Annotated in this window: 12 protein-coding genes; 8 read left to right on the plus strand and 4 right to left on the minus strand. The window is 70.9% G+C overall.

Annotation, left to right across the window (positions count from 1 at the left end; translation table 11 throughout):
• Positions 1–9: 9 nt before the first annotated feature.
• Genes AB0H75_RS05850 through AB0H75_RS05860 form a run of 3 tightly spaced genes read right to left on the minus strand, consistent with a single transcriptional unit; the run spans position 10 to position 3103 of the window.
• Positions 10–870, minus strand: coding sequence for a carbohydrate ABC transporter permease (locus AB0H75_RS05850; RefSeq protein WP_367791030.1), 861 nt, complete (start codon positions 868–870; stop codon positions 10–12).
• Entirely contained in the window at positions 867–1796 is a 930-nt protein-coding gene (locus AB0H75_RS05855) for a carbohydrate ABC transporter permease (RefSeq protein WP_367791033.1), read from the minus strand. Before AB0H75_RS05855 ends, AB0H75_RS05850 begins: the two co-directional genes overlap by 4 nt.
• Entirely contained in the window at positions 1793–3103 is a 1311-nt protein-coding gene (locus AB0H75_RS05860) for an extracellular solute-binding protein (protein WP_367791036.1), read from the minus strand. Before AB0H75_RS05860 ends, AB0H75_RS05855 begins: the two co-directional genes overlap by 4 nt.
• A 135-nt stretch (positions 3104–3238) precedes the next feature.
• Here AB0H75_RS05860 and AB0H75_RS05865 point away from each other — a divergent pair, with 135 nt between their 5' ends.
• The 3 genes from AB0H75_RS05865 to AB0H75_RS05875 all read left to right on the plus strand — a co-directional run bounded on the left by AB0H75_RS05865 (position 3239) and on the right by AB0H75_RS05875 (position 6028).
• Positions 3239–4033, plus strand: a complete 795-nt coding sequence (locus tag AB0H75_RS05865) for an NAD-dependent epimerase/dehydratase family protein (protein WP_367791039.1) — start codon at positions 3239–3241, stop codon at positions 4031–4033.
• Between the two features lie 94 nt (positions 4034–4127).
• Positions 4128–5090, plus strand: coding sequence for a LacI family DNA-binding transcriptional regulator (locus tag AB0H75_RS05870; protein WP_367791042.1), 963 nt, complete (start codon positions 4128–4130; stop codon positions 5088–5090).
• Positions 5087–6028 carry an aldose epimerase family protein gene (locus tag AB0H75_RS05875; RefSeq protein ID WP_367791045.1) on the plus strand — a complete coding sequence of 314 codons (942 nt, stop codon included), beginning with the start codon at positions 5087–5089 and terminating at the stop codon, positions 6026–6028. Before AB0H75_RS05870 ends, AB0H75_RS05875 begins: the two co-directional genes overlap by 4 nt.
• Here AB0H75_RS05875 and AB0H75_RS05880 read toward each other — a convergent pair.
• Positions 6018–8468, minus strand: a complete 2451-nt coding sequence (locus AB0H75_RS05880) for a SpoIIE family protein phosphatase (RefSeq protein WP_367791048.1) — start codon at positions 8466–8468, stop codon at positions 6018–6020. The two genes, AB0H75_RS05875 and AB0H75_RS05880, sit on opposite strands and share 11 nt — an antisense overlap.
• Before the next feature lie 412 nt (positions 8469–8880).
• Between AB0H75_RS05880 and AB0H75_RS05885 the strand changes: the two genes are divergently transcribed.
• The 5 genes from AB0H75_RS05885 to AB0H75_RS05905 are packed head-to-tail and all read left to right on the plus strand — an operon-like array spanning position 8881 to position 14636.
• Positions 8881–11226 carry a DNA translocase FtsK gene (locus AB0H75_RS05885; RefSeq protein WP_367791051.1) on the plus strand — a complete coding sequence of 782 codons (2346 nt, stop codon included), beginning with the start codon at positions 8881–8883 and terminating at the stop codon, positions 11224–11226.
• A gap of 57 nt (positions 11227–11283) precedes the next feature.
• Positions 11284–12102 (plus strand): helix-turn-helix domain-containing protein, encoded by an 819-nt coding sequence (locus AB0H75_RS05890; protein WP_367791054.1) that lies wholly within the window; start codon positions 11284–11286, stop codon positions 12100–12102.
• A 60-nt stretch (positions 12103–12162) separates the two neighbouring features.
• Positions 12163–13572: a 30S ribosomal protein S12 methylthiotransferase RimO gene (gene rimO / locus AB0H75_RS05895; RefSeq protein WP_367791057.1), complete on the plus strand. Its 1410-nt coding sequence runs from the start codon at positions 12163–12165 to the stop codon at positions 13570–13572.
• Positions 13569–14141, plus strand: a complete 573-nt coding sequence (pgsA, locus tag AB0H75_RS05900) for a CDP-diacylglycerol--glycerol-3-phosphate 3-phosphatidyltransferase (RefSeq protein WP_367791060.1) — start codon at positions 13569–13571, stop codon at positions 14139–14141. The genes rimO and pgsA overlap by 4 nt, the downstream gene beginning before the upstream one ends.
• A 6-nt stretch (positions 14142–14147) precedes the next feature.
• Positions 14148–14636 (plus strand): CinA family protein, encoded by a 489-nt coding sequence (locus AB0H75_RS05905; RefSeq protein WP_367791062.1) that lies wholly within the window; start codon positions 14148–14150, stop codon positions 14634–14636.
• Positions 14637–14712: the final 76 nt, after the last annotated feature.

The raw sequence follows: 14712 nt of genomic DNA on the forward strand, positions 1-14712 counted from the left end.
TGTGGACATCTATCCCTTGACCGCTCCGCTCGTCAGCCCGCGCATGAACTGGCGCTGGAACGCCAGGAACGCGATGATCGAGGGCAGCAGGGCCAGCAGCGAGGCCGCGAGCAGCACGCCGATGCCGACCTCCTCGTCCGAGCGGAGCGAGCGCAGCGCGATGGGCAGCGTCCACATGGTGGACTCGGTCGCGACGATCAGCGGCAGCAGGTACTGGTCCCAGATCATGGTGAACCCGAAGACGCCGATCACCCCGAGCGCCGGCCGGCACAGCGGCACGATGATCGTGGCGAAGATGCGCAGCTCGCCGGCCCCGTCGATGCGCGCGGCCTCCTCCAGCTCGACCGGCACCTCCTTCATGAACTCGGTCATGACCAGGATCGAGAAGCCCCAGGCGCCCACCGGCAGGATCATCCCCGCGTAGGTGCCGATGAGGTTGAGGTGCAGGCCCGGCAGGTCGGCGAGGACGAGCGAGAGCGGGATCGCGATGATCTCCTCGGGCAGCATCATCGTGGCGAGCATGAGCAGCATCACGATCGTCATGCCGCGGAACTTCTTGCGGGCCAGCGCGTACGCCGCGAAGACGCTCACCAGCATCTGCAGCAGCAGCCCGAAGCCCACGACCACGAACGAGTTGAGCAGATAGAGGTAGACGTTCTTGTCCTCGGCCTGGATGAAGTTCTCCAGGGTGAACTCGTCCGGCCAGAGGGTGAACGACGTGGGGTCGAGGGTCTTGCTGAACGCGCTCACCAGCAGCCCGACGAGCGGCCCGGTGAAGACCGCGACCATGAGGCCGTAGACCACGACCCGGCCGGCGGTGGCGAGCGGCCCCTTGCGCGACTCCAGCCCCAGGGCGCTGTCGAATCTCATGTCGTCTGCCTCCTGCGCATGAGCTGCACGATCACCGTGAGCGCGAGCGTGGCCAGGAACAGCACGATCCCGCCCGCGGAGGCGACGCCCAGCTCGTTCTTCTGGAAGCCGAGCTTGTAGACCAGCGTCATCAGCACCTCGGAGGAGCCGTTCGGGCCGCCGTTGGTGAGCACGTAGACCTCGACGAAGACGCGCAGCCCGCGGATGGCCGCCAGCGTGAACAGGATCCAGAACACCGGCCGCAGCGCCGGCAGCGTGATGTGCCGCAGCCGCCGCCAGGTGGAGGCCCCGTCCACGGCCGCGGCCTCGTAGAGCGTGCGGTCCACGCCGACCAGCCCGGCCAGGAAGATCATCATGTCGTACGGGGTGCCGCGCCAGACGCTCATCAGCATGATCGACCAGAGCGAGGAGTGCTCGCTGGCCAGCCAGGGCTGCGGATCGACGCCCGCCCAGCCGATGATCACGTTGAGCATGCCGCTGTCGGCGGGGTGGAACATGATCCGCCACACCTCGGCCACCGCCGCCATCGTCGTCACGACCGGCAGGAACGCCGCCGTCCTGACGAACCACAGGTAGCGGGCGGGGCCCTCGACGAGCAGCGCCAGCACCAGCCCGAGCACGATCGAGCCGAGCGTGGTGCCGAGGGCCAGCACGACGCTGTGCCAGATCGCCGAGGCGAACTCGTCGTCGGTGATGATCGTCCTGTAGTTGTCGAGGCCGACCCATTCGTCACCGAGGAACGTCTGGACCTTGAACAGGCTCTTCCACAGGCCGACGGCCATCGGGATGAACTTGAAGTACAGGAACAGCAGCAGCGCGGGCGCCAGGAACAGCCAGGCGACCAGCGGCCCCCGCCACCGCACCCGCTTGGCGCGGCGGCGAGGGGGCGCGGTGGGGGTCCCCGCCCGGGTGATGGTCGAGGTCATGACGCTTTCTGGCTCTGGAGTTCCTGGGTGAGCTTGGTGTTCAGCCCGTCCATGGCCGTCTTGACGTCGGCCGAGCAGTCGGCCCAGACGGCGTTGATGGCGTCGGCTGAGGTCTGCCGGATCGGCGCCCAGTTGGGCACCGGCGGCGCGTAGACGGCGTAGTCGTAGGACTCCTGGAAGACCTTCCAGCGCGGGTCCTGGCGCTCGGCGGCCATGTCCACGGTCGTGTTGACCGGCAGGCGGACGATGGCGCCGTTGGCGTCCTTGTTCATGCCGATGCGCTGGCCCTCGGGGGAGATCGCGAACTCGGCGAACTTCTTCTGCGCGTCCTGCATCCGCGAGCCGGCCATGAGGTAGACGTTCTCGCCTTCGCCGAGGGTGCCGGGGCCGCCGGAGGGGCCCTTGGGCACGGGCAGGACTTCGATCTTGTCGGTGCCGATGCTCTTGACGAAGCGGGCCAGCACGTACGGGCCGACCAGGTAGATGCCGCCCTGGCCCTTCTCGAACACCTCGTGCGTGACGGTCGTGTCGTTGCTGACCGCGCCCGGGTTGACGGTCTTGGCCTTGCAGAACTGGTCCTGGAGGTACTGGACGGCCTCGACGAACCTGGGGTCGTTGGCGGTGGCGACGTACTTGCCGGGGCCGTTGGCCTTGAGGAAGTCGGCGCCGTTGGCGTAGATGAGGGAGGAGGCGTACCAGGAGGCGTAGCCGCGCTTGGTGCCGGCCGGGGCGACGAAGCCGCTGGTGTCCTTCCGGCCGTTGCCGTCGGGGTCCTTCTCGGTGAACGCCGCCGCCAGCTCGGCCAGGTCCTCCCACGTCTTCGGCGGCTCCATGCCGACCTTCTCGCGCCAGTCCTTGCGCACGATCAGCGCGAACGCCTGAGCGGAGAAGGGCGCGGCGTAGTACTTGCCGTCGCTGCCCGCGGCGGCCTGCCACGCCCGCTCGGCGAGCTGGCCGGCGCCGGCCAGGGAGGACTTGTTCACCTCCTGGAGCCAGCCCTGGGACTGCATGTTGCCGAGCTGGGCGGTGTCGTTGATGACGATGCCGGGGAGCCGGCGCTGCGCGGCCTGCTGGTTCAGCTTCGTCTCGAAGTCGTCGAAAAGGGCGACGACCTTGGTCTTGACGCCACTGGACCTGGTGAAGGCGTCGGCGAGTTTCTGCGCCGTCTTGGCGGAGTCGGAATCGGGCGCCTGCCTGATCCAGATCTCCAAGGTGTCGTCAGATGAATTTGATCCCCCGGAGCCGCAGCCGGTCACCGTTGCGGCCAGGGCCGCTGCGACCGCGACCCCCAGCAAACGACGTGACATCAGACCGCCTCCCGTTCACATACGTGGACATGAGTCGAAGAGATGAACTCGTGGCTGTGAACGTAACTACCGCATGCTTCACGGTCAATATTCAAGGATGTGAATTCGGGTCAGAATCGTGTAGACCTTGAAGTCATGCGCATACTCATGACCGGCGCCGCCGGCAAGGTCGGCACGCTGCTCCGCCCGCGGCTCGCCCGCGAGGGCCGCACGCTGCGGCTCTCCGACCTCCAGGCGGTCGAGACCGGCCCGGGGGAGGAGCAGGTCGTCGCCGACCTCGCCGACCCGGCCGCCATGACCGAGGCCATGAAGGGCGTGGACGCGGTGGTCCACCTGGGCGGCCAGAGCCGGGAGCACTCCTGGGCCGACATCGTGCACGCCAACGTCAACGGCACGCAGGTGCTGCTGGAGGCGGCCCGCGAGGCGGGCGTGCGCCAATTGGTCCTCATGGGCAGCCATCACGCGGCGGGCTTCCATACCAGGCCGGCCGACGGCACCGAGCTGCCGGACTACGCCTTCCCGCGCCCCGACACCTTCTACGGTGTCAGCAAGGTCGTCATGGAGGCCCTCGGCAGCCTGTACCACGACCGCTTCGGCATGAACATCACCGTCGTCCGGCTCGGCACCTGCAACGAGGGCTCGCTCGACACCCGCGGCCTGGCCACCTGGATCTCGCCCGACGACCTGGCCCGCCTGGTCGAGGCCGCGCTGGTCGCGCCCGGCTACCACGTGGTGTGGGGCGTCTCGGACAACGCCCGCCGGTGGTGGTCGCTGCGGGAGGCCGAGGCCATCGGCTACGTCTCCCAGGACGACTCCGAGCCGCGGGCGGTGGCGCTGATCGCCGAGCACGGCGAGCCCGACCTGGCGGACCCGGTGCACGCCCGCGCCGGCGGTGTCTTCACGCTGAAGGAGCTGGGCGGCCGCTGGTGATCGCGCCCGATGGCAACCGGTTGCAGGAACCTTGACGGGCGGAGCGGTGAAGGTCAAGGTTTAGTCTGGCAACCGTTTGCAAGGGAGGACGGCGATGGCGGCGACGATCAAGGACGTTGCGCGCGCCTGCGGCGTACACGTGTCCACAGTCTCCCGCACCTTCTCCGCGCCGCACCTGGTCAATCCTGCTACCAGGAGCCGGGTGCTCGCCGCGGCCGACGACCTCGGCTACCGCCCCAACCGGGCGGCCAGGGCGCTCACCACGGGCCGCACGTTCAACATGGGCCTCATCGTGGCCGACATCGCCAATCCCTTCTTCCCGCCGATCATCAAAGCGGCCCAGGCCCAGGCCAGGGGCCGTGACTACCACGTGTTCGTGGCCGACACCGACGAGGACCCGCGGGTGGAGGAGGAGCTGATCAGGACGCTCACCAAGCAGGTGGACGGCGTCCTGCTGTGCAGCCCCCGCCTGTCCAGCAAGATGATCGAGCGCCTGGCCGAGGACGTGCCGTTCGTGCTCATCAACCGCCGCATCAAGGGCATGCCCGCCGTGCTCATGAACGTCGCCCAGGGCGCCAGGCTGGCCCTGGAGCACCTGGCCGGGCTCGGCCACCGCAGGATCGCGCTCGTGTCCGGCCCCCTCGGCTCGTGGACCAGCAACGAGATGCAGGGCGTCGCCGCCGAGACGCCGGGGCTCGACCTCGTCTTCTTCGGCCCCAACCAGCCGACCGAGGCCGGCGGCCTGGCCGTGGCCGCCGACGTCGCGGCGTGCGGGGCGAGCGCCGTGCTGGCCTACAACGATCTCGTCGCGCTCGGTCTCATCGAGGGGCTCGCCGCGATGGACATCGGGGTACCAGACCAGATAAGTGTCATCGGGTTCGACGACATCCTGCCCGGCCGGCTCAACCGGCCGAAGCTGACCACCGTGGCCATGCCCGCCGTGGCCGCGGGCCGGATGGCCGTCGACCTGCTGCTGCAATCGGGGGGTGAGGGCGCCACGGTGACGCTCGACACCGCCCTCATAGTCCGCGAGTCCACGGGAAGGGCCCAGAGATGATTTTCGGAACGCTGCCGTCCGGCGAGCAGGTCGAGCTGGTGGAGCTGTCGGCAGGACGGCTCCGCGCCGAGGTGCTGACCCTCGGCGCCGTCGTACGCTCGCTGGAGGTGTCGGGCCGCAACGTGGTGCTCGGGCTGGACACGCTGGAGGACTACCTCACCCGCAGCCGCTACTTCGGCGCGGTCGTCGGCCGCTACGGCAACCGCATCGCGGGCGGCCGCTTCACCCTCGACGGCGTCGAGTACACCCTGCCGGTCAACAACGGCCCCAACAGCCTGCACGGCGGCACCGAGGGCTTCGACTCCAAGGTCTGGACGATCACCGACCGCTCGGCCGCCTCCGTCACCCTGGAGCTGGTCAGCCCGGACGGCGACCAGGGCTACCCGGGCACGCTGACCGTGACGGTGACGTACACGCTGGAGGACGACGGCCTGCGCATCGACTACGCCAGCGAGAGCGACAAGCCGACCGTGGTCAACCTCACCAACCACTCCTACTTCAACCTCAAGGGCCAGGGCGTGGGCGACGTGCGCGACCACGTCGTACGGCTCGCCGCCGAGCACTACCTGCCGGTGGACGACGGCAAGATCCCGACCGGGGAGCTGGCGCCGGTCAAGGGCACCCCGTTCGACTTCACCGAGCCGCACGCCCTGGGCGAGCGCATCGACGGCGCCTACGACCACTGCTTCGTGCTCGATGGCCCCATGAGCGTCACCGCCGGCGGCCTGACCATGGAGGTCACCACCACCGAGCCGGGCGTGCAGTTCTACTCGGGCAGCATGCTCGACGGCGAGGCCACGCCGTTCGGGCCGTTCGCCGGGCTGTGCCTGGAGACCCAGCACTTCCCCGACTCGCCCAACCAGCCGCACTTCCCCTCCACCGTGCTGCGGCCCGGCGAGCGCCGCACCTCCACCACCACCTACCGGTTCACGACCTGACCTTGCGCAACGCGGTCGCGGCCTTGATCACCAGCAGCGCCATGTCGTCGCGCGACGGCTCCTTGGCGAAGGTCTCGACCGCGTGCCGCACCCGCTCGGCGACGGCGTGCGCGCTCAGCCCCGCGCAGCTCGACAGCAGCCGGGCCAGGCCGTCGCCGTCGTCGAGCATGCGGTCGCCGTTGCGCCGCTCGGTCACGCCGTCGGTGACGCACAGCAGCAGGTCGTCGGGGGCCAGCTCGAAGTGCTCGACGTAGAAGCGCGCGTCGGCCTCGATGCCGAGCAGGAGCTGCGGCGTCGCCACCGGCCGCACCGCGCCGTCGGCCCGCAGCAGCAGCGGGGGCGGATGGCCGGCCGAGGCGATCGTGCACAGCGCGCCGCCCTGGGGGAGCGGGGTCAGCTCACCGCACAGCAGGCTCAGGAACCGGTTGTCCTCGCCCTCTTCCAGCAGTGCCTGGTTGAGCCGGTCGAGGATGTCGGCCACCGTGTAGTGCTCCTTGGCCAGCAGCCGCACCGCGTGCCGGGCCAGCCCGGTGACCGCCGCCGCCTCCGGGCCGCTGCCGCACACGTCGCCGAGGGCGAAGCACCAGTGGTCGGCGACGGTGAACAGGTCGTAGAAGTCGCCGCCGACGTCGGCGCCCTCCTCGGCGGGCTCGTAGACGACGGCCGACTCCAGGCCCGGCATCGCCGCCACCCGCATCGGCAGCAGGCTGCGCTGCAGCACCCGGGAGGTGGTGGCCTGGCGGGCGTACAGCATGGCCGTGTGCAGGTTGAGCGCCACCAGCCGGCACAGGTCGGCCAGCAGGTCGGCCAGCTCCAGCGGCAGCGTCGGCTCGGCCCGGCCGATCACCAGCGCGCCGTGCGACCTGCCCTGCGTGAGCAGCGGGAACGACAGCACGGTCTCCGGGCCGAGCGGCCCCCTCACGTCGTCGAACGTGGTGCGCGGGATGGCCGGCAGCGACTTGCGCAGACCGGCGTTGTGGCGCTCCTCGCTGTGCCAGACGTGCGCGAGCCGGGTCATCCCGGCCAGGTCGGTCAGGTAGACCGCCGCCCAGGTCGCGATCTTCGGCACCACGAGCTGGGCGGTCAGCGCCGCGATCAGCTCCTCGTCGTGCACCCCGGCCAGCAGCTCGCCCGCCTCGGCCAGGAACGTCAGCCGCCCCCGGTGCGCGCGGTCCTGCTCGGCCAGCCGCTCGCGCTGCACCGGCACGGCCACCTGGTCGGCGACGAGCTGCAGGCTGGCCGTCAGCTCCTGGTCGAAGCAGCCCGGCGGGGCCGCCGTCACCACGAGGTAGCCGGTCACCTCGCCGGACACCAGCAGCGGCGCGCACGCCAGCGACCTGGCGCGCAGCCGCTCGGCCAGCTCGACGTCGCCGGTCAGCAGGTCGTCGATGAGCGTCGGCGACCTGCGGCCCGGCCCGAACAGGCCGGTGGCCAGCACCCCCACCAGCCCCGCCGTCGCCCCCGCGCCCGCCGCCACGCCGAAGCGGCCGCCGCCGTCGGCGAGCAGCACGTACGCGGCGTCGCCCCCGCTGGAGACCTGGACGATCCGCGCGATCGTCTCCAGCAGCTCCGGCAGCGGCTTGTCCTGGTCGAGCAGGTCCTTGATGCGGGCGCCCGTCTCCCGGCGCATCGGCGCGGGCGGCGGCGCCAGCACGTGGCGGTGGTCGGCGGCCACCACCATCCACACCGCCGACCGCTGCCCCTTGACCCGCAGGTGTGAGACGTAGACCGGGACCAGGCTGCCGTCGTAGTGCCGCATGCGCGTCTCGCCCCGCCAGCGGCCCAGGCCGAGCGTGTCGGCGAGGGTCAGCGCGTACGGGCCGTGGCCGCGCCAGGCCACCAGCTCGTGCAGCGGCAGGCCGGTCACCTGCTCGCCGCGCCAGCCGAGCAGCTCCTGGGCGTCGGAGCTCCACGACTGCACGGTGCCGGCCTGATCGACCACCAGGACGCCGACGCGCAGCCCCTCCACGGGCGCCGGGACCGGGGCGGGCACCAGGCCCGGCGTGCCCGCCGCCAGGTCGTGCTCGTCGCAGCCGTCGCTCAGCTCCAGGCGCACCCAGACCCGCTTGGCGGTGCGGGTGTAGGTGACGCCCCAGGCGTCGGCCAGCATGCCCGCCAGCGCCAGCCCGCGTCCCGAGGCCCGCAATCCGTCGGCGGGCGGCGGGGCGACCGGGTCGATGATCTTGGCGGGATGGTGGTCGTCGACCTCGATCTCCAGCTTCGCCGGGGAGGCGGCCACGTCCAGGCGGCAGGTCAGCTCGACGCCGGTGCCCGCGTGCACCACGGCGTTGGTGACGAGCTCGCTGGTGAGCAGCACGGCGTCCTCGGCCAGATGGCCCAGCCGCCATTCCCCCAGCACCTGGCGGACGAACCTGCGCGCGTGCGCCGGTGCGTGAGGGGTCCCGTCGAAGGCCGTGCTCGACACCCGGGTCGTGTCCACTATGCGTCCTAGAACATCACTCGATGTGGCAGTTCGGTCACACACAGAGTGGCAGAATGATGCCGTTGATACCTCCCGTTGTGAAGAAGGCCGCCCTGGTCGCGCAGCTGGAACCCCCGCATCCGGCACCCGCCCGGGCGGTGGACGGGCGTTTTCTGAAGGAGCGGGCTTTTCCGCGTGGTTCGCGCGGCGAGCCTCGCGCGCGAGCAGGTCTCTCCGTCGTACCTTTGGCATCATGGCCACCCGTACGCCGAAAAGCGCACCCAAGGGGCCGGCGAAGCGGTCGACCCCGGCTCGCTCGACCCCCGCGAAGCGGACCGGAGCGCCGGCGGGGCGTCCAAGACCGAAGGCGAGCTCCTCCGGCCGCAGGTCCTCCGTCACCCACCCCGACCCGATCAGCTGGGTCTTCACGATGGTCGGCAAGCTGATCGTCGGGCTGTGGATGTTGTTCGCGGGCGGGGTCGGCAGCATGGCGCGCGCCCTGGGCAGGAACGCCCGCGAGCTGGACCCCGCGCACCGGCGTGACGGGCTGGGGCTCGCCTGGCTGGCCGCCGCGATCGTGCTGGCCTCCATGACCTGGCGCAACGCCGACGGGGCCGTCTCCGGGGTGGTCAACGGGGCCGTGCACGGCGTGTTCGGGTCGCTGGCCTGGGCGCTGCCGCTGCTGCTCGGCCTGCTGGCCTGGCGCTACATGCGCCACCCCGACCAGAACGCCGACACCGGCCGCATGGTGATCGGCTGGGCGGCGCTGCTGGTCGGCGTGCTCGGCGTGATCCACGTGGCCAACGACACGCCCTACCCGGCCGGCGAGGGCCAGGGCATGGACAAGGTGTCGGCGGCGGGCGGCATGGTCGGCTTCATCGTCTCGGCGCCGCCGATGAGCATCCTGCCGTCGTGGATCACGATCCCGCTGCTGCTGCTCCTGTCGGTGTTCGGCGTCCTGGTGATCACGGCGACGCCCGTGCACCGCATCCCCGAGCGGCTGACCGAGCTCAAGCACCTGCTGTTCGAGCGGCAGGCCGAGCCGCAGCCGCGCGAGCCGGCCAGGAGGCGCACCCGGGCGGCGAAGAAGGCCGAGGAGGGCGGCGACTCGGTCAAGCCGTACGACACGCCCGTGCTGGCGGAGAAGGACAAGGAGCGGGCCGGGCACTCGCCGGAGATCGTCCCCGGGCTCGTGGACGAGGAGGAGCCGGTCCCCCCGGCGGTTCCCGTGGCGGCCGAGCGGCCGGCGCCCGAGCCGCCGCTGCCCACGCCCGCGCCGCGCAAGGTCGAGCAGCTCGTGCTCTCGCCGCAGGCCGGGCCGTACGCGCTGCCGGACCTCCAGCACCTCAAGCAGGGCACCCCGCCCAAGCCGCAGACCAAGGCCAACACCACGGTGGTCAACGCGCTGACCAGCGTGCTGGAGCAGTTCTCCATCGACGCGCAGGTGATCGGCTTCACCCGCGGCCCGACCGTCACCCGCTACGAGATCGAGCTCGGCCCGGCGGTCAAGGTCGAGAAGGTCACGGCGCTCACCAAGAACATCGCCTACGCGGTCAAGTCCGCCGACGTGCGGATCCTGTCGCCGATCCCCGGCAAGTCGGCGATCGGCGTGGAGATCCCCAACGCCGACAAGGACCTGGTGGCGCTGGGCGACGTGCTGCGCTCGCAGGTGGCGCAGGCCGACCACCACCCGATGATCGTCGGCCTGGGCAAGGACGTCGAGGGCCGCACCATCGTCGCCAACCTCGCCAAGATGCCCCACCTGCTCATCGCGGGCGCCACCGGCGCCGGCAAGTCGGTCTGCGTCAACGGGCTGATCACCTCCATCCTCATGCGGGCCACGCCCGACGAGGTACGCATGGTGCTGGTGGACCCCAAGCGGGTCGAGCTGAGCGTCTACGAGGGCATCCCCCACCTCATCACCCCCATCATCACGAACCCGAAGAAGGCCGCCGAGGCCCTGGAATGGGTCGTGGGCGAGATGGACCGGCGCTACGACGACCTGGCGGCCTCCGGGTTCCGGCACGTGGACGAGTTCAACAAGGCCGTGCGGGCGGGCACGCTGCAGCCGCCGCCCGGCAGCGAGCGGGTCTACCAGCCGTACCCGTACCTGCTGGTGATCGTGGACGAGCTGGCCGACCTCATGATGGTCGCGCCGCGCGACGTCGAGGACTCCATCGTGCGCATCACGCAGCTCGCCCGCGCGGCCGGCATCCACCTGGTGATCGCCACGCAGCGGCCCTCGGTGGACGTCGTCACCGGCCTGATCAAGGCGAACGTGCCCTCCCGGCTCGCCTTCGCCGTCTCCAGCCTCACCGACTCGCGGGTCATCCTCGACCAGCCCGGCGCCGACAAGCTGGTCGGCCAGGGTGACGCGCTGTTCCTGCCGATGGGCGCGAGCAAGCCGATCCGCATCCAGAACGCGTTCGTCTCGGAGAAGGAGATCGCCGAGATCGTCACGCACTGCAAGGCGCAGATGCAGGCCGAGTACCGCGAGGACGTCGCGGCGGCGCCGGTCAAGCGGGAGATCGACGAGGAGATCGGCGACGACCTGGACCTGCTGATCCAGGCGGCCGAGCTGATCGTGACCACCCAGTTCGGCTCGACCTCGATGCTCCAGCGCAAGCTGCGGGTCGGCTTCGCCAAGGCCGGGCGGCTGATGGACCTCCTGGAGAGCCGCAACGTGGTCGGCCCGAGCGAGGGCTCCAAGGCGCGCGAGGTGCTGGTGAAGCCCGACGATCTCCCGGGTTTGCTCGCCGACCTGCGTGGCGAATGACCCCAATGGGGGTTCGAGCGGCGTCAACTGGTTGAATAGGAATCGCTACGCAGAGTCGTGGCTGGGGAACCAGACGCCATCGGGGAGGCGTACGCCGTGCAGGAACAGCAGAGCGTCGGGGCCATGCTGGCGGCAGCCAGGCAGTCGGCCGGGATGTCGGTCGCGCAGGTCAGCGAGGCCACGCGTATTCGCGAGAGCATCGTCCAGGGCATCGAGCAGGACGACTACGAGCATTGCGGGGGGCCGTTCTACGCCCGCGGGCACCTCAGGTCGATCGCCGCGGCCGTGGGGCTGGACCCTGACGCCGTGGTGCACCAGTACGACCAGGAGCACGGCGGGGCACCGGAGCCGGTGCGGGCCGCCGCGGTGTTCCAGGCCGACCGGAAGATCCACCTGCCGGAGCGGCGCGGTCCCAACTGGACGATGGCGCTCGGCGTGGCGCTGACGATCGTGGTCGTGTTCGGGATGATGCGGATGCTGGGCGGCTCCGGCGACCAGGTGCAGGTGGCGGGCGTGCGGCAGGTCTCGGCCCGGCCCAGCGTGCCGCCCAACACGCCCATCACCGAGACGCCCAGGCCCTCGACGTCGCGCGGCGCGAACGCCCGTGAGCTGGTCACCCTGCGGATCAAGGCCAAGCGCTCGTCGTACGTCGGGGTGCACGACGGCGACGGCCGCCGGCTCTTCTCCGGCACGCTGCAGGCGGGCAAGACCTCCGAGTGGCGGGCGCCGGGCCGGGTCAGCCTGCTGCTGAGCGACGCGGGGGCGGTGACGTTGCAGGTCAACGGCAAGAAGGTGAAGCGGCTCGGGCGCCGTGGCGAGATGGTGCGGACCTCGTTCGAGGCACCCAGGCCCCCGGCCAAGCAGAAGGCCCGCTAGCCTTCTCGGGCGGGCCCGTGCATCGGGTGGTGGCCAACTGCCGATACCGTAGTGTTCACCATGTCATCCCGCCGAACCGCATCGCTGATCACTCTGGGCTGTGCCCGCAACGAGGTCGACTCCGAGGAGCTGGCCGCGCGACTCGAGGCTGCCGGTTGGCAGCTCGGCGACGACGATCCCGACGTCGTCGTCGTCAACACGTGCGGCTTCATCGACTCGGCCAAGAAAGACTCCATCGACACGCTGCTGGCCGCCGCCGACTCCGGCGCGAAGGTCGTCGCCGCGGGCTGCATGGCCGAGCGTTACGGCGGCGAGCTCGCCGAGGCGCTGCCCGAGGCCAGCGCGGTCATCTCCTTCGACGACTACGCCGAGATCGGCGACCGGCTCGACGACGTGCTCGCCGGCCGGTCGCTCAAGCCCCACACGCCGCGCGACCGCCGCACCCTGCTGCCCATCACGCCGGTCGAGCGCGCCGCCGCGCCCAAGGCCGGCATCCCCGGCCACGGCGACCTGCCGGCCGGTGTGGCGCCCGCCAGCGGGCCGCGGGTGCTGCGCAAGCGGCTCGACGAGAGCCCGGTGGCCTCGCTGAAGCTGGCCTCCGGCTGCGACCGGCGCTGCTCGTTCTGCGCCATCCCGTCCTTCCGCGGCTCCTACGTCTCCCGCGTCCCCGACGAGCTGCTGGCCGAGGCCGACTGGCTGGCCCACCGGGGCGTGCGCGAGCTGGTCCTGGTGAGCGAGAACTCCACCTCCTACGGCAAGGACCTCGGCGACCTGCGGGCGCTGGAGAAGCTGCTGCCGAAGCTGGCCGCCGTGGAGGGCATCGAGCGGGTGCGGGTCAGCTACCTGCAGCCGGCCGAGCTGCGGCCCGGGCTGATCGACGTGATCTGCGACACCGAGGGCGTCGTGCCCTACTTCGACCTGTCCTTCCAGCACGCCAGCAACGGCGTGCTGCGCAGGATGCGCCGTTTCGGCGACCCCGAGCGTTTCCTGGGGCTGCTGGAGACGGTGCGCGAGCGCGCCCCGGAGGCGGGCGTGCGCTCCAACTTCATCGTGGGCTTCCCCGGCGAGACCGAGGAGGAGTTCGGCGAGCTGGTGGGCTTCCTGGAGGCGGCCAGACTCGACGTCATCGGCGTGTTCGGCTACTCCGACGAGGACGGCACCGAGGCGGCCGGCCTGCCGGGCAAGCTCGGCCAGGACGTCATCGACGAGCGGGTGCGGGTGCTCACCGAGCTGGCCGAGGAGCTGACCGCGCAGCGCGCGGAGGAGCGCATCGGCACCGAGGTCGACGTGCTGATCGAGGACGACCTGGGTGACGGCGGCTACGAGGGCCGAGCCGCCCACCAGGGTCCCGAGGTCGACGGCTCGGTCACCGTGCAGGGCATCGGCCTGGTCAAGGGCCAGGTCGTGCGGGCGGTCGTGGTCGACGCCGAAGGGGTCGACCTGATCGCGCGCATCAAGGCCGGCCCATGAAGAAGGACGAGCGCCGCGCGGTGAGCCCGTGGAACATCGCCAACGTCCTCACGGTCCTCCGGTTGGTGCTCGTCCCCTTCTTCGTCGTCTGTCTCTTCATGCCCGGCACCGGCTGGCGGATCGCGGCGCTGGCGGTGTTCGCGGTGGCCTCCATCACCGATCACCTCGACGGGGAGCTGGCCCGGCGCTACGGGCTGATCACCGACTTCGGCAAGATCGCCGATCCGATCGCGGACAAGGCGCTGATCGGGGCGGCACTGGTGTGCCTGTCGATCCTCGGCGAGGTGCCGTGGTGGGTGACGGTGCCGATCCTGGCGCGGGAGCTGGGGATCACGGCGCTCAGGTTCGTGCTGCTGCGGCACGCGGTCATCCCGGCCAGCTACGGCGGCAAGGTCAAGACGGTGCTGCAGATCGCGGCGATCGTCCTCTACCTGCTGCCCGGGATGCCCGACGTGCTGCGCTGGGTGGTGATGGGGGCCGCGCTGGTCGTCACCGTGGTGACCGGCGCCGACTACGTGATCAGGGCGATCCGGCTGCGCAAGGTGGCCAGGCAGGTACGCGGGGAGTGATCGACGATGGACGTGGCCGGGATGCTCGCCCTGCTGGAGCGCCAGGGCGCGACGGTGGCGGTGGCCGAGTCGCTGACCGGGGGGCTCATCGGGGCGGCCATCACCGCGGTGCCGGGGGCGTCGCGTGCCTTCAGGGGCGGGGTGATCTCCTACGCCACCGATCTCAAGCGGGGCCTGCTGGGCGTGCCGGGCGAGCTGCTGGAGCGTGAGGGAGCCGTGCATCCTGAGGTGGCGGTGGCCATGGCGCGGGGGGTCGCGCGGGTGTGCGGGGCGGCGTACGGGCTGGCCGTCACGGGGGTGGCGGGGCCCGAGCCGCAGGACGGCAGGCCCGTGGGCACCGTCTACGCCGCGGTCGCCGGCTCCGGCGGGCAGGTTTGGGGCCGGGAATTGATACTGGAGGGGTCACGCGAACGTATCAGGGTAGAGACGGTGCACGAGGCTGTTGATCTCCTGTCAGGTGTGCTCAAGGCGAACATAGGGGAACATTCCGGATGATTACCGTGTTACGTCCCGAGCGAACATGCCTTGCACGGTCTGACGCGGTGTCGGTGGATACGGGTACGGTGGAGCT

It is taken from the genome of Nonomuraea sp. NPDC050783 (assembly GCF_040802095.1).
Classification (GTDB): Bacteria; Actinomycetota; Actinomycetes; order Streptosporangiales; family Streptosporangiaceae; genus Nonomuraea.

Bases quoted from the DNA above. Each gene is read 5' to 3' on its own strand.
- pgsA (WP_367791060.1), top strand. From the start codon at position 13,569: ATGAAGAAGGACGAGCGCCGCGCGGTGAGCCCGTGGAACATCGCCAAC.
- AB0H75_RS05870 (WP_367791042.1), top strand. From the start codon at position 4,128: ATGGCGGCGACGATCAAGGACGTTGCGCGCGCCTGCGGCGTACACGTG.
- AB0H75_RS05855 (WP_367791033.1), bottom strand. From the start codon at position 1,796: ATGACCTCGACCATCACCCGGGCGGGGACCCCCACCGCGCCCCCTCGC.
- AB0H75_RS05905 (WP_367791062.1), top strand. From the start codon at position 14,148: ATGGACGTGGCCGGGATGCTCGCCCTGCTGGAGCGCCAGGGCGCGACG.
- AB0H75_RS05850 (WP_367791030.1), bottom strand. From the start codon at position 870: ATGAGATTCGACAGCGCCCTGGGGCTGGAGTCGCGCAAGGGGCCGCTC.
- AB0H75_RS05875 (WP_367791045.1), top strand. From the start codon at position 5,087: ATGATTTTCGGAACGCTGCCGTCCGGCGAGCAGGTCGAGCTGGTGGAG.
- AB0H75_RS05860 (WP_367791036.1), bottom strand. From the start codon at position 3,103: ATGTCACGTCGTTTGCTGGGGGTCGCGGTCGCAGCGGCCCTGGCCGCA.
- rimO (WP_367791057.1), top strand. From the start codon at position 12,163: ATGTCATCCCGCCGAACCGCATCGCTGATCACTCTGGGCTGTGCCCGC.
- AB0H75_RS05885 (WP_367791051.1), top strand. From the start codon at position 8,881: ATGGTCGGCAAGCTGATCGTCGGGCTGTGGATGTTGTTCGCGGGCGGG.
- AB0H75_RS05865 (WP_367791039.1), top strand. From the start codon at position 3,239: ATGCGCATACTCATGACCGGCGCCGCCGGCAAGGTCGGCACGCTGCTC.